This window comes from Nocardia sp. NBC_00565, assembly GCF_036345915.1.
In the GTDB taxonomy this organism is placed as follows: Bacteria; Actinomycetota; Actinomycetes; order Mycobacteriales; family Mycobacteriaceae; genus Nocardia.
The window spans coordinates 6,453,231-6,466,698 of the sequence record NZ_CP107785.1; the positions used below are offsets into that span (position 1 = coordinate 6,453,231).

The following is a 13,468-nucleotide window of genomic DNA, read 5'->3' on the forward strand; positions in this document are numbered from 1 at the left end:
TCAGCCCTCCCCTCGTCCGGGCTGGGACGTGGCCCGCGCCCGCTTGCCGTACTTGCGCTCGAACTTCTCCACCCGGCCCTGGGCGTCCAGCACGCGGTGCGCGCCGGTCCAGAACGGGTGCGAATCGGAGGTCACGTCCACGACCAGCAGTGGGTAGGTGTTGCCGTCCGCCCACTCGATGGTGCGGGCGCTGGTGGCGGTGGATTTGGTCAGGAATCGCTTCCCGGTGCCGGAGTCCTCGAACACCACCGGGTGGTAGTCCGGATGGACGGTAGTTCTTTTTCGGCGAACTTTCATTTCGCTTCTCCTCTCGGGCTTTTCGTTTGTCCGTCGACCGGTAGGCCGGTGGGTTCACTGGTCTCGCAGGGGTCGGCGTGCCATTCGCCGAACGGGTCCTCCCATTGCGCGACGCGCTCGGGTGCGCGTTCGACCAGCCTCAGCTCGTCGTCTTCCACGAGCGCCCAGTGCAGCGCCTGGCGGATATCGGCCGGATCGGCGTCGTGGGCCAGGATCACCAGTGAGATGTCCCGGTCGCCGAACTGCTCGTCCCAGCGCAGCGCGGCCATGGCCCGGCGGGCGGGATCGGCCTGTTCCAGTTCGCTCGGACTCATCGCGGCCAGCCACGGCCCCGCGCCGCCGACGCGCAGACCGCCGCCCGCGGACTCCAGCCACACCACCTCGTTCGGCTGGGTGGCCAGCCACATCCGCCCACGTGCGGTCACGACACCGTCGAAGAGCACATCGAGTGCTTCGTGCAGACGGGCCGGATGGAAGGGGCGGCTCGCGGCGAATTCGACAAGTGCCACACCATGTTCGGTACCGAGCGGCGGTTGACCGCGCAGCAGCGGCGCGTGTGCGTCGAAGACGCGGCCGCGCCGGGAGTGGGCCGGAATACGCGCGAGCAACGCCTCGACATCGAGTGCGGCTATATCCCGCACCCAAGCCACCGGCGCCTCGGGCACCAGCCGGGACAGCACCGCTGCGAGCCGAGCCCGATCGCTGGCATCGCCCGTATTATCCAGTGCGACAACGGCATCCGCGAAGTCGATCTGACCGACCGCGACCTGGGCCACCGTCCGATCGTCGTCGACGGTGGCCAGTCCGTGCTCGGCGAGCGTGTCCTCGCTGGTCGCGTCGGCCAACCAGGTCTGCGCGTCCAGACAGGTGAGCACCGCCTCGATCCGCACCTCGCGACCGGCCGGACCGTCGACGCGGCCGACCACGCCGGTGATCACGACATGCTCGATCGCCTGACACACCGCCTCCGCCTCGAAGGCCGGATCCAGTTCCAGCACAATGCGATTCACCGAGTCGCGAGCGGCCAGCGCGCACAGCAGCGGCAGCAGATCGATGCGCAGGGTGCAGGATACGCAGCCGTGTGCGAGCTCGAGCACCGTCGAGGTCTCCTGCTCGCCGATACGCACCGTGCGGTGCACGATGCCCTCGCCGAGCCCGCTCAGGTCGTGGCGGATGGTGACGGTGCCCGGCGCCGCGCGCAGCCCCGCGGCCAGTCGAGCGACATCCGCCGCGGCTTGTCCGGAGAATCCGGCGACCACCACGACGGGCGTTCTCCGGTCGGACGGCCGCCCGGATGGGAGTAGGGCGGGATCCACCGCTGCGCTCCTTTCGACAATGATTTTCATTTACTGTCGAGCAACGGTACATTGTCGAACGGCCGTTGTCGAAAATGATTGTCAACTGCATCTAGCCAACCCGAATGGAGGGAGCCCACATGTCGGCCCACTGCCAGGTCACCGGGCGCAAGCCGGGATTCGGCAAGTCCGTATCGCATTCGCACAAGCGGACGAACCGCCGCTGGAATCCCAATATCCAGCGCAAGACCTACTACCTGCCCAGCGAGGATCGGCGCATCACGCTGACCGTCTCCGCCAAGGGCATCAAGACCATCGACCGGGACGGGATCGAGGCGGTCGTCGCTCGGATCCGAGCCCGCGGCGACAAGATCTGACGGGAGCACCATGGCCTCGAAATCGACCGAGATCCGGCCGATCATCAAGCTGAAATCCACTGCGGGAACGGGATATACGTACGTCACGCGGAAGAACCGGCGCAGCGATCCGGACCGAATGGTGCTGCGCAAATACGATCCGGTGGTCCGCAGGCACGTCGACTTCCGCGAGGAGCGCTGATGGCCAAGAAGTCGAAGATCGCCCGCAATGAGCAGCGCAAAGAGATCGTCGCCCGCTATGCGACCCGGCGCGCTGAGCTCAAGGAACTGATCCGGAATCCGGCCACCGCCGAAGCCGACCGCGCCGTGGCGCAATCCGCACTACAGAAGCTGCCGCGCGATGCAAGTCCGGTACGATTGCGCAATCGGGACGCCGCGGACGGACGACCGCGCGGTCATCTCCGGAAGTTCGGACTCTCCCGCGTGCGTGTACGCGAGATGGCCCATCGCGGTGAGCTCCCCGGTGTGCACAAATCGAGCTGGTAGCCAACCACTGATCTCGAGAAGGAAACCCGTCATATGGCAGTCAAGCGAGCACCCTCGAAGAAGGTTCGCGCCGAGCAGGCCCGCCGCCCGAAGAAGAACCCGCTGATCGCGGCGGGCGTCGAGACGGTCGACTACAAAGACGTCAACCTGCTGCGCACATTCATCTCCGACCGCGGCAAGATCCGCAGCCGCCGGGTCACCGGGCTCACCCCGCAGCAGCAGCGACAGGTCGCCGTCGCGGTGAAGAACGCCCGCGAGATGGCACTGTTGCCGTTCACCAGCCGGTAAACGACCTACGAACAAGGCCCCCGGAGCGTTGCTTCGGGGGCCTCGGTCGTTCGGTAGTGCTTACGGGATGGTGAGAACCTGGCCCGGGTTGATCGCATCCGGGTTGTCGATGCCGCTGGCGTTCGCGATCTCGTGGTAGCGGTTGCCGTCGCCGTAGAAGCGCTCGGCGATCGCCCACAGGGTGTCACCCGGCTCGACGGTGTAGGTCTGCGCCGCGGGCGGCGGGGGCGGCACCTCTTCGGCGGGCGCGGCGACTTGCTCGGCGACCGGCTCGGCGACCGGCTCGGCAACCGGCTCCGGCTCCAGCGCGGACAGCGGGTTGTCGGTCTGGGTGCCCGAGGACCACAGCGCGCTGCCGTCCTTGCCGTACAGCACCACATTGCGGTCGGCCTGCACAGTCAGCCGGTCCGCTTCCCTGCCGTTGGTCTCGGTCGACCAAGCGGCGCCCTCCCCCTTGTAGAGCACGAAGTTGCCATCCGCCTGCAAGGTGGCTCGTTCGACGCCCTGATCGTGAGTCAGGGTGGACCACACGACATTTCCATCCGGCTCCGACAGCACCAGGTTCCCATCGGCCTGCAGGGTCAGGGTGTACGCACCGCCGACCAGAGACTGGCCGAGCCCGAGTTCTTCACCAACGCGCAGCGTGTCGCCCACGTTCTTCCTTTCGAAGATTTACTGTGCAAAGCATCTGACTCGACACGCGCCGCGAACCCCTATTGGCGCGCATCGGAGCCGAATCTACTGCCCGATCCCGCCGCGCGCAGGGATTACGCGCAGGCTTAGCCAAAAGTTCACTGTGTGGACTGCAGCGCTGTATCATATTGCCGCACAAACCGACTTGACAGTTCTCCTGGTTTGCTGACGATGTCGACGCGCGGTTCGTCTCGACGCCGCGGCGCGTCGATTAGGGTGGTCGGCATGTATCGGATGTCGGGAGTTCGCCCCGCCGCAATCGCCGTCGCGTTGTTCGTCGGTCTCGCCGTCACCGGATGCGGTGGCTCCGATGATGGTGCCGCACAAGACAAGACGACGACCAGCGCGGCGCGGACCACACCGACCGAGGGCACCCCCGCCGACGCGGGCCGGATGTTCACCGCCGATCCGACCATCGTCGGCGGGCATCCGATTCCGTTCACCTCCTGGTCACGGGTGGCCGACGATCGGATCGCGATCAACTTCGAAACCGGATCGCCCGAGTGCTACGGGGTGGATGCCAGCGTGACCGAGACCGATTCGACGGTCACCGTCGAACTGCGCTCCGGGAGCAGGGCCGATGCGGTCGGGCGGATGTGCACCATGATCGCGGTGTTCGGCACGCTGGAGGTAGCGCTGAAGAAGCCACTCGGGAACCGGCAGGTGCTCAGCGCCGCCTGACTCAGGACACCGGCTCGGCGACCTGATCGGAGAGTGCGACGAACTCCGGGTAACTACCGGATTTTGGTGGGCCCCAGGTCTTTTGGGCCATAACGCGCAACGGCATGGTGATCGCGACCGCGATCTGTGCGGGCGTGCGCGCGGTCGGGTCGTCGCACCAGACGTACAGGCCCGAGCCCAGATTGCTCGTATTCTGTTGTGGGGCGAGCCGGGTGCCATCGACGAAAAGCGTTGGGTCCCATAGTTCGTAGGTGACGGGGGCGGGAGCGTTGCCGATGCCGGCAGCCCCACCGGTCACGTAGTACGTCGGCGTGAAGGCGGCGTTCTTCACTTCATGGCCAGCGGCGATGAGATCCGGTGCGCTGCAGGCGATTCCGAAGTACGGCAACGGCGTTCAAGAGCCATCGATCGACTCGCCGCGGCGGCCGCATCTGCGAAGCGGGCGGAAGCCGGTGGCTCCCGCCCGCTTCAGGCGGATGACTCAGTGCGCGAAGTGGCGAGAACCCGTGAGGTACAGGGTGACTCCGGCTTCGCGAGCCAGGTCGATGGTGTCCTGGTCCCGGACCGAGCCGCCGGGCTGCACGATCGCCCGGATACCGGCCTGGATGAGCTGCTGTGGGCCGTCGGAGAACGGGAAGAACGCGTCCGACGCGGCGACCGACCCCTTGGCGCGGTCACCGGCGCGCTGCACCGCCAGACCCACCGCGTCCACCCGGTTGACCTGGCCCATGCCGACACCGACCGAGGCGCCGTCGTGGGCGAGCAGGATCGCGTTGGACTTCACGGCCCGGCATGCACGCCAAGCGAATTCGAGATCGGCGAGGGTTTCGGCGTCGGCCGCCGCACCCGCCACCAGGGTCCAGTTCTCCGGGTTGTCACCCGGCGCGTCGAGCACATCGCGCAGCTGCAGCAGCGCGCCGCCGCTGATCGGGCGCAGCTCCGCGCCACCGCGCCGCGGCGGCTCGGCTACCAGAATGCGCACGTTCTTCTTGCGCTGCAGCACCTCGACCGCGCCGTCGGCGTAGGACGGTGCGACGATCACCTCGGTGAAGATTTCGGCGACCTGCTCGGCCATCTCCACGGTGACCTCGCCATTGGCCGCGATCACACCGCCGTAGGCGCTGACCGGATCGCAGGCGTGCGCCTTGCGGTGCGCCTCGGCGAGATCGGCGCCGATCGCGATGCCACATGGGTTGGCGTGCTTGATGATCGCGACCGCGGGTGCCGAATGGTCATAGGCGGCGCGCCAGGCGGCGTCGGCGTCGGTGTAGTTGTTGTACGACATCTCCTTGCCGTGCAACTGCTTTGCCTGCGCCAGCCCCTGGCTGCCGTCGTTCTGGGTGTACAGCGCGGCGGCCTGATGCGGGTTCTCGCCGTAGCGCAGCACCGAGGCGCGCTCCCAGCTGCCACCGGTCCAGCGCGGAAACCGCGGTGCGGCAGGCTCATCCGAGTCCGTGGCGGGGGCGAGCACGTTGGTCATCCAGCTCGCGACCGCGACGTCATAGCTTGCGGTGTGCTGGAATGCCTTGGCCGCCAACGCAGTCCGCTCGGCGAGGGTGAAACCGCCGGACGCCACCGCGGCGAGTACGTCGTCGTAGTCGCCGCTGTCGACGACCACCGCGACCGACGGGTGGTTCTTGGCGGCGGCGCGCACCATGGACGGACCGCCGATATCGATCTGCTCGACGCATTCGTCTTTGCTGGCGCCGCTGGCCACGGTCTGCGTGAACGGGTACAGGTTCACCACGACGAGCTGGAACGCCTCGACGCCGAGTTCGACCAGCTGGTCGACGTGTTCGGCCTTGCGTGTGTCGGCGAGGATGCCCGCGTGCACGCGCGGATGCAGGGTCTTGACCCGACCGTCCAGGGTTTCCGGGAAACCGGTCAGATCCTCGACCTTGGTCACCGGAATGCCCGCGTCGGCGATCTTGCCCGCAGTCGAACCGGTCGAGACCAGCTCGATGCCTGCGGCGTGCAGGCCGGTCGCGAGCGCGATCAGCCCGGTCTTGTCGTAGACGCTCACGAGCGCCCTGGAGATCCCCTTACGCTCAGTCACCGAAGTACCCGCTCATCTGGAATAACTGCCTTTCGTCCGTCGGAGACAATGCCTCTGGTCGCGACGGCGGCGACAACCTCCGCCAGCAACCGTCGCTCGACAACCTTGATGCGTTCGTGCAGGGTGGCCTCGTCGTCATCGTCGAGCACCGGCACCGTCTCCTGAGCAAGGATCGGTCCGGTGTCGATACCGGAATCGACCAGGTGCACGGTCGATCCGGTGACCTTGACCCCGTAGGCGAGCGCGTCGCGTACCCCGTGCGCGCCCGGGAACGCGGGCAACAGCGCGGGGTGGGTGTTGATGATCCGGCCGCCGAAGCGGGCCATGAAGGCCGGGCCGAGGATCTTCATGAATCCGGCCGAGACCACCAGATCGGGTTCATAGGCGGCGACCGCGTCGGTCAGCGCGACATCCCAGGCGTCCCGATCGGGAAAGTCTTTCAACGCCATCCGGAAGTTCGGGATACCGGCGGCGGCCGCGTGCTCGGTGGCCTGGCAGACGCGGTCGACCCCGACGGCGACGATGGTCGCCGGATAGTCCGGCGCGGCCGCGGCCTCGATGAGCGCGCGCAGCAATGACCCGGTGCCGGAGGCCAGCACGACGACGGTCGCCGGGGCCGCGGCGGGCACCCACGCGGCACGCGTGGACTGGGGGGCGGCAGCCGGTGAAGGCGGGATGGGTGAGCTCAGGGCTCTACTCCTGCGTGTCGGGTCGAACGGGGGAGGCGGTGCGCACCGCCGAGTAGAGCCTAACGACCGTCCACCGGGTCACTTTCCGGCAGGTCCGCCTCGACCACTTCGGCATCGACGATGTCGGGGATGGTATCGGCGGCCGCGGCGCGCGAGGTAGGGATGGCGGTCTGCTCCTCGACCAGTTCGCCGTCGAGTTCTACCTCGAAGTCGGGGCCGTCGTAGTCCTCGTAGTCGTCGTCGTATTCGGGGTAGTGCTCGTCGTCGTAGTGATCGGTGTCGTCGTACTGATCGTCGTAGTAATCGTCCTCGACGTAGTCGTCGTCGTAATCCGAGTACTGGTCATCGTCGTACCCGGTGACGGGGGCGCCGACCGGAACGACGAACCAGCGCGCGAAGACCAGACCGAGGTAACCGGCGACCGCCAACCAGCCGAAGGTGACCGCCGCGAAGATCGGCAGGTCCGGTCCGACATGTCCGAAGGTGCCGAGATCGCCGCCCGCCACCCCGCCGAGCAGCATCAGCAGCACGGTGGCCAGACCCGCCGAGGTCAGGGTCGCCCACGGCGCGGCGGCCCGGTCGTTGGAGGTGCGTCCGATATCCACCCCGCCGAGCACGCCGACCGCCGCCGGGATCAGCAGCAGCACCGGCCACCAGCCCGCGGCCGGCCCGGTCGGCACCGCGGCCAGCACCGGAACGGCCGGAATCGGCCCGCCGACAACGGAGAACACCCCGATCGAGGCGTCCCCGAACTGTGCGCCGGAGCCGACGAGCACGCCGACCGCCTCGACTACCACATTCGGCAGATAGGCCAGCGAAAGCAGACTCGAGCCGATCGCGCCCGCCGCATCGCCCGCTGTTCGGTAGGTATCGCCGATGCGCGACCAGTGCATGAAGAAAGAAACGATGACGACCACGGTCGCGCACCCCAACAGCCGCAACACCGTCCGACCAGCGCCGAACGTGCCCGCGATCGCCCAGTCGGGCAGGCGCAGCAGCGTGCAGATCCTGCGGCGGTCGCGACTCGCGATACCGCTCGCCGCGGCGACCAGATACAGTCCGCCGACCCACCCGAAGGCGGCGAGAGTATTCGGCGGCTGCAGCGCGACGACACCGGAGGCGTCCTCGGCGACCGCCAGACAGACGGCCGTAACCAGCAGCGGCCCGGCCAGCGCCGCACCGACGATCCAGCCGAGATCGGCGCGCGAACTCTGCGGCTCCACCGCGCGGGCGCAGTCACGAGCGGCGAGCCAGACCAACAGCCCGGTCGGCAGCAGCGGCAGCAGTCCGAGTGAGGTCTTGCCAATCGTCAGCGGAACCTGGTGTGCCGCAAGCCAACCCGCGGCAATCGCACCCGAGGTACCGGCCAGGTCGCTGTCCGAGGTGAGCAGGGCGGCCAGGACGACGACCACGACGGCGACCAGCGCGTAGGTCGTCGGGCGGGCGGCGACCAGGAGCAGCACGCGGGCGCGCTCCGGGGTCAGCGACAGGAACCCGGCCTCGTCGAGACCATCCGGGTGCGTGCGCGAACCGCGCGGTGGTGTCGATCGGTTGCTCCGCGCCGAGGCTTCCGGCGCGCCGCGGGACTCAGCGGTCCGGCGAACTAGGGAGGGTCTCGGAGAGCTCATAGAAATTCAGCGTGGCAGCTCCCCCGGCGCGAGCGGGTCAGGCGCGCCGACCCGGTCCGGTGCGCGCCGGGAGAGCCGGTGAACTACTTGTTGTCTTCCGAGGGACGGAACGCGTGGGTGGCGTCCGAGGACGGGTCCGAACCGGTCTCGCCGCCGAAGGGCTGACCCTGCTGACCCGGCTGGCTCTTGCCCGAACTCGGTGCGCCGTACTGCTGTCCGGACTGCGGGACGCCGAAGTGCTGGGTGGCGCTCTCGTCCGGGCGCGGTTGCGGCTGCGCGGCGGGCGGCGCGCCGTAGGGCGAACCCTGCTGTGCCGCACCGTATCCGGGCTGCTGGCCAAAGGCGGGCTGCTGGCCGTAGGACGGCTGCTGCGGCTGACCGTAGGACGGCTGACCCGGCTGACTCTGACCGTAGGGCTGCGGCGACTGGTACTGGGGACCGGTCTGGCTGCCGTAACTCGGCTGGCTCTGCCCGTACTGGCCCGGCTGACTCTGGCCGTACTGACCCGGCTGGTTCTGGCCGAAGGCCGAGAACGTGCCCGGCTGGCCGTAGCCGCCGCTGCCGAAACCGCTCGGCGGGCCCTGCGGAGTGGCGGGCTTGGGCGCGGGTGGGGTCAGGATGCCCGCTTCGAACAACACCGCGACGACCGCGACCACCGCCTGCACGAACGAGAGGAAGAGCACCACCCAGGCGCCGATCTTCAGCTCGTAACCATCGGGCAGCGTGAACGACTGGAAGGCCAGAGCCAGGAAGCCGGTAATCGACGCCGCCGCGGCGGCACCGGTCCAACTCTGCTTCGGCAGCAGCGACAGGCCGGCGAGCAGGCCGCCGAGCAGCAGCAGTGCGATCAGCGGGGTCAGCTGGCTCTCGAAGAAGGAGGCGCTGTCACCGGTAATCGTCCTGCCGCCCACCGTGGCCGACTGCTGCGCGTAGGGCAGGAACCCGAGCAGGAAATTGATCACACCGAGCACGGCGACACCGACCACCAGGAAAAACGGCAGGCCCTTTGCGGTGCCGGTAGCACTGGATCCGGTACCAGCCGACTGGCCGGAGCTGGCGGGTGCGGGCGGCGTCGCGGGTGCGTTGTACCCGGAGCCCCCGGTCGGGTATGACATGGTCGTCGTCTCCTAGGTCGAGTCGTACGTTGTCCTGACGGCTGGATCTCTCCTGACGCTACTGCACGTGTTCGCTCAGGTCACCCTTAACCAACTGGCCGGGCGACCGAAAAACGCCGTCTACGCTGGTCCTGCGCGGCGCACCCGCTCCCGATAACAATTCGGGGTTGACACACCTCCAGTGGGAACACATTTCAGCCCGGAGCGTCCGGCACGACGCTCCGGGCCGAAACCCCTCGATGGCCACCTTCGGTCTGCCCGGAGGATCGCTAGCGGGGCACGACGTACCAGGCGCCGTAGCTGCCGACGCAGTCGAAGTCCTGCCATTCGCCGTTCTGGACGCCCTCGTTGCCGCGCGTGAGGCACTGGTGCTCATATTCGAACGGGCCGAGGTTACCGGGCTGGGCCTGCGCCGATCCGGTGCCGAACGGTCCGGCGACGGCAGGGCCGATGCCGCCGATGAATCCGGCGACGGTGAGGGCGGCGATGGCCGCGATGCGGGCGGTGCTGTTGCGGGTCTCGGTCATTGTGTTGCGCTTTCTCTCGGTGTGGGCCGTTTGGCGATGACCAGCGTCCCGCCCACCCGTCTCAGCGCGATTTCACCGACATTTCACGAGGCACTGTCGGGTTCTTCCAGCTCGGTGAGTGCATCGAGGCGGGCGGTGTAGCGCCGCCAGCCGAACCCCGACGACCGGAATTCGGACCGGGCGCGCTCGACCGATTCCGGTGGCAGCTCACCTCGTGCGTGCCGCAGCGTCGCCGAGATCGCGCGCGCCGCCAGCATGGGGACACCGCAGGGAGCCGCCGCGTCGTGCTCGGCCAGCAGTGTCTCGGCCGCGTCGAGTTCGCCCTTGGCGATGAGGACGTCGGCCAGCTCGAGCCGGGCCAGACCGGCTTCGTCCTCATGTGCGAGGGCGGCGCGGCAATAGGATTCGGCCGCGTCGAGTTGCCCGGTCGCCGCGGCGACCGCGGCGCGAGTGAGGTCGTTCAGCGGCAGGATCTGTCGATCGTCGAGGCGGCGGGCATAGCGGTCGGACTCTTCGGCCATGGCGAGCGCATCCTCGGTACGGCCGAGGTCGAGCAGCGCCTTGGCCTGGTTGCTCAGGCCGCGCGAGAGACTGTGCTCATCGTCATTGGCCCGATCCACCTCGGTGGAGCGCTGATAGGCGGCCAGCGCGCCCGCGGCGTCGCCCGAGTACAACAGCGCGGTGCCGAGCGCGTCCGCGAACGAGGAGGCCTGCGTGACGCGCACCGCCAACCGCTCCCCCTCCCGCAACCGCTCGACCGCCTCCGGCAGCCTGGCCCGTTCGATATCCACGATGCCCTGGTAGTAGCGCACGGTCTGCGCGAGTTCGATGTCATCCAGCGGCCCGGCGAGTTCGCTCGCTCTGGCCAATTGCGCCGCGGCGGAGTCGAAGTCGCCGGTCATCAGGGTGTGGAAGCCGTAATGACTCAGTGCCTGCGCCAATTCGGCGGGCAGCACCGGCACATGGGCGATTGCGTCGAGCGAATCGATCAAAGCGCCATAGTGTCGCTTCGCCTCGCGGAACCAGGCCCGGGCCAGCCAGGGCACGTGCATTGCGGTCGCAAGGCGCAAGCCACTTGCGGTTCTTGATGTTCCGGGGGCGTACTCGAGTGCGGCCAGGATGTTCGGCCATTCGGCGAATACCGCGGCCACTGCTTCCGCGGTCGCGAAATCGCCGGGTTCGCCGATCTTGTGCACCAGATCGAGGCACCAGTCCGCATGCCTGGCACGCAGCGGATCGGTCTCGGCGGTCTCGGCCAGGCACGCGAGCGCATAGTCGCGCACCGTCTCCAACAGCACGAATTGCCTTGTCGCACCGTAGTTCTGGACCGTGACCAAACTCCGGTTCACCAGATCGGCCAGTGCGGGCGCGATATCGCCGACCGCGAGATCGGCGTCGTCAACAGCTCCCGGGTCACCTGAAACGCTGCGGGGCACAACCGCTTCGGCCGCCTCCAGCGTGCACCCACCCGCGAATACCCCGAGCCTGCGCAATACCGCACGCTCCCGCTCGGCCAGCAGCTCATAGCTCCAGTCGAGCGCCACCCGAAGACTCGTATGCCGCCCACCCCCGGCACCCCGCGCTCCACCGACCAACAGTCGCACTCGATCATCGATGCGCTGCGCCAGCTGCGAAATCGTCAGCGTGCGTGTGAGACCGGCGGCCAACTCGATTCCGAGCGGCAACCAATCCACCGCCGCGCAGATCCGCACCAGATCTTCGCGCTCCTGCGCGGTCACCAGTCCGTTCAACCCGGCCCGCTCGGTGAACAGCGCGACCCCGATCCCCCGCTCCAGCGGCCCCAGCGGATAGACGGACTCCCCCGCCACACCCAACGCCCGCTGCGACGTGACCAACACACTGGAACCTCTTGCCGCCGATGCCAATTCGGCAACCGGCTCGATCAAGTGCTCGGCATTATCGAGCACCAACAAGATTCCCGCCCGCGTGCCGTATGCCCCAGGATGTGAATCCCCCGACACGAACGAATGAGTCGAGCTCGCGAGGTCACGTTGCGTACCCGAATCGCCACGAGCCTGCACCCCATCCCTGGCCCCGGAATTCGCGCGCGTCCCGTTTCCTCCTCGCACATTCGAATTACCCAGCACCGCAACGATTCCCGGCAACAGATCGTCCGGATCGATCGAAACGTCCAGCCCAGCGTTCTCGAGCGCCGCGACGACTGCGGGCAGCACGTCCTCGGGCCTGGCCAAGGGGGCGAGCTCCACGAAGACCACCGCGCGGCCCGAGTTGGCTGCGGCACGCGCGAGTTCTGCTGCCAGGCGGGACTTTCCACTGCCCGCGACACCGACCAGCGTGGTGCGGCCGGGTCCGGCGAGGCGGGTGCCGAGCGCGTCGAATTCGCGGCCGCGGCCGACGAAACTCGTCGACGGGGCCGAGACGATCAGCTGGGGACGGTCTTCGACTTCCATCGGCGTGGCGGGCTCGGCAGCATCTCCGGTCGGCGCGTGCACGGTGCGCAGTGTCGGATCGTGGTCGAGGATGCGCAGCTCCAGGGCGGCCGTCTCCGGCGCCGGGTCGACGCCGAGTTCCTCGGCCAGGGCCCGGCGCAAACGGGCCAGCCGGTCCAGCGCATCCGCCTGTCGCCCGGTGCGATACAGCGCCAGCGCCAGTAGACCCGACAACGGCTCGTGCAGCGGATGTCGCGCGACCAGGCCGGTGAGCTCGGTGACCACCTCTCCGGCCGCCCCGAGTTCGAGATTCGCCTCCAGCCCCGCGACCGTCAGCGACAGCCGCCAGTCATCGAGGCGTTCCCCCTCGGCCTCCGCATACGGCACCGACCGCAGATCCGCCAATGCGGGCCCCCGCCACAATCCGAGCGCCTCCCGCGCGGCCGCCGCGACGACGGCGTGGTCACCGTTGCGCCGCGCGGTATGCAGCCGCTGCGCCGCAGCCTCCGCCGTCATCAGATCCGATGCGCTGACGCTCGCGTGATATCCGGCCGGCGTGCGCCCGATGACCTCGGCATGCGGCCCGAGCGCCGCCCGCAGTCGCGAGACCACCACCCGCAGCCGCTGCACCGGCCGCTCGACATCCTCGCCCCACAGATCCGCGGCCAGCCGCCCATCCGGCACCGGAATACCGTTCGCCAACGCCAGCCGCACCAGCACCGCACGTTCCAACGGCCGATCGATGGCGAAGCCGTCGTCGCCTGCCCGAACCTGCACTGGGCCCAACACCAGCACATCCACGCCACACAGCATGGCAGGCCGAGCCAGCACTGTGCATCCGACCGACCGTGAGTTGCCAGCGGCTCAGCGGGCCTGCCGAAATGTCAAATGCGACACGCATCCCAAATCGGACAAGGTCTCCATC

At 68.4% G+C, this 13,468-nt stretch carries 15 protein-coding genes; 5 read left to right on the forward strand and 10 right to left on the reverse strand.

The window, feature by feature from the left end:
• Positions 1-297, reverse strand: coding sequence for a type B 50S ribosomal protein L31 (locus tag OG874_RS29830; RefSeq protein ID WP_330250421.1), 297 nt, complete (start codon positions 295-297; stop codon positions 1-3).
• Positions 294-1,613, reverse strand: coding sequence for a ribosome hibernation factor-recruiting GTPase MRF (mrf, locus tag OG874_RS29835; RefSeq protein WP_330250422.1), 1,320 nt, complete (start codon positions 1,611-1,613; stop codon positions 294-296). The genes OG874_RS29830 and mrf overlap by 4 nt, the downstream gene beginning before the upstream one ends.
• A gap of 119 nt (positions 1,614-1,732) precedes the next feature.
• Between mrf and rpmB the strand changes: the two genes are divergently transcribed.
• The 4 genes from rpmB to rpsR are packed head-to-tail and all read left to right on the forward strand — an operon-like array spanning position 1,733 to position 2,743.
• Positions 1,733-1,969, forward strand: coding sequence for a 50S ribosomal protein L28 (gene rpmB, locus OG874_RS29840; RefSeq protein WP_330250423.1), 237 nt, complete (start codon positions 1,733-1,735; stop codon positions 1,967-1,969).
• 10 nt (positions 1,970-1,979) lie between these two features.
• Positions 1,980-2,150: a 50S ribosomal protein L33 gene (gene rpmG, locus OG874_RS29845; RefSeq protein ID WP_330250424.1), complete on the forward strand. Its 171-nt coding sequence runs from the start codon at positions 1,980-1,982 to the stop codon at positions 2,148-2,150.
• On the forward strand, positions 2,150-2,455 hold the full coding sequence (rpsN, locus tag OG874_RS29850) for a 30S ribosomal protein S14 (RefSeq protein WP_330250425.1): 306 nt from the start codon (positions 2,150-2,152) through the stop codon (positions 2,453-2,455). Before rpmG ends, rpsN begins: the two co-directional genes overlap by 1 nt.
• Before the next feature lie 33 nt (positions 2,456-2,488).
• The gene (gene rpsR / locus OG874_RS29855; protein ID WP_040695439.1) at positions 2,489-2,743 is read left to right on the forward strand and encodes a 30S ribosomal protein S18; all 255 of its coding nucleotides are present in this window, start codon (positions 2,489-2,491) and stop codon (positions 2,741-2,743) included.
• A gap of 60 nt (positions 2,744-2,803) precedes the next feature.
• Here the strand turns inward: rpsR and OG874_RS29860 are convergent, their stop codons facing one another.
• Positions 2,804-3,397 (reverse strand): LysM peptidoglycan-binding domain-containing protein, encoded by a 594-nt coding sequence (locus OG874_RS29860; RefSeq protein WP_330250426.1) that lies wholly within the window; start codon positions 3,395-3,397, stop codon positions 2,804-2,806.
• A gap of 264 nt (positions 3,398-3,661) precedes the next feature.
• On the opposite strand from OG874_RS29860, the gene OG874_RS29865 reads away from it, so the two are divergent.
• On the forward strand, positions 3,662-4,117 hold the full coding sequence (locus OG874_RS29865; protein WP_330250427.1) for a hypothetical protein: 456 nt from the start codon (positions 3,662-3,664) through the stop codon (positions 4,115-4,117).
• Between the two features lies 1 nt (position 4,118).
• Here the strand turns inward: OG874_RS29865 and OG874_RS29870 are convergent, their stop codons facing one another.
• The 7 genes from OG874_RS29870 to OG874_RS29900 all read right to left on the reverse strand — a co-directional run bounded on the left by OG874_RS29870 (position 4,119) and on the right by OG874_RS29900 (position 13,344).
• Positions 4,119-4,505, reverse strand: coding sequence for a hypothetical protein (locus tag OG874_RS29870; protein WP_330250428.1), 387 nt, complete (start codon positions 4,503-4,505; stop codon positions 4,119-4,121).
• A gap of 93 nt (positions 4,506-4,598) precedes the next feature.
• Entirely contained in the window at positions 4,599-6,173 is a 1,575-nt protein-coding gene (gene purH / locus OG874_RS29875) for a bifunctional phosphoribosylaminoimidazolecarboxamide formyltransferase/IMP cyclohydrolase (protein ID WP_330250429.1), read from the reverse strand.
• Positions 6,170-6,862 (reverse strand): phosphoribosylglycinamide formyltransferase, encoded by a 693-nt coding sequence (gene purN / locus OG874_RS29880; RefSeq protein WP_442943439.1) that lies wholly within the window; start codon positions 6,860-6,862, stop codon positions 6,170-6,172. Before purN ends, purH begins: the two co-directional genes overlap by 4 nt.
• 59 nt (positions 6,863-6,921) lie before the next feature.
• Entirely contained in the window at positions 6,922-8,490 is a 1,569-nt protein-coding gene (locus OG874_RS29885; RefSeq protein WP_330250431.1) for a cell division protein PerM, read from the reverse strand.
• An 83-nt stretch (positions 8,491-8,573) separates the two neighbouring features.
• On the reverse strand, positions 8,574-9,605 hold the full coding sequence (locus OG874_RS29890; RefSeq protein WP_330250432.1) for a DUF5336 domain-containing protein: 1,032 nt from the start codon (positions 9,603-9,605) through the stop codon (positions 8,574-8,576).
• 269 nt (positions 9,606-9,874) lie between these two features.
• On the reverse strand, positions 9,875-10,132 hold the full coding sequence (locus OG874_RS29895) for a hypothetical protein (protein WP_330250433.1): 258 nt from the start codon (positions 10,130-10,132) through the stop codon (positions 9,875-9,877).
• An 83-nt stretch (positions 10,133-10,215) separates the two neighbouring features.
• The gene (locus tag OG874_RS29900) at positions 10,216-13,344 is read right to left on the reverse strand and encodes an AfsR/SARP family transcriptional regulator (RefSeq protein WP_330250434.1); all 3,129 of its coding nucleotides are present in this window, start codon (positions 13,342-13,344) and stop codon (positions 10,216-10,218) included.
• Positions 13,345-13,468: the final 124 nt, after the last annotated feature.

Coding starts and splice junctions, on each gene's coding strand:
- OG874_RS29830 (WP_330250421.1), bottom strand. CDS start 297: ATGAAAGTTCGCCGAAAAAGAACTACCGTCCATCCGGACTACCACCCG.
- rpmB (WP_330250423.1), top strand. CDS start 1,733: ATGTCGGCCCACTGCCAGGTCACCGGGCGCAAGCCGGGATTCGGCAAG.
- rpmG (WP_330250424.1), top strand. CDS start 1,980: ATGGCCTCGAAATCGACCGAGATCCGGCCGATCATCAAGCTGAAATCC.
- rpsN (WP_330250425.1), top strand. CDS start 2,150: ATGGCCAAGAAGTCGAAGATCGCCCGCAATGAGCAGCGCAAAGAGATC.
- rpsR (WP_040695439.1), top strand. CDS start 2,489: ATGGCAGTCAAGCGAGCACCCTCGAAGAAGGTTCGCGCCGAGCAGGCC.
- OG874_RS29865 (WP_330250427.1), top strand. CDS start 3,662: ATGTATCGGATGTCGGGAGTTCGCCCCGCCGCAATCGCCGTCGCGTTG.
- OG874_RS29885 (WP_330250431.1), bottom strand. CDS start 8,490: ATGAGCTCTCCGAGACCCTCCCTAGTTCGCCGGACCGCTGAGTCCCGC.
- OG874_RS29890 (WP_330250432.1), bottom strand. CDS start 9,605: ATGTCATACCCGACCGGGGGCTCCGGGTACAACGCACCCGCGACGCCG.
- OG874_RS29895 (WP_330250433.1), bottom strand. CDS start 10,132: ATGACCGAGACCCGCAACAGCACCGCCCGCATCGCGGCCATCGCCGCC.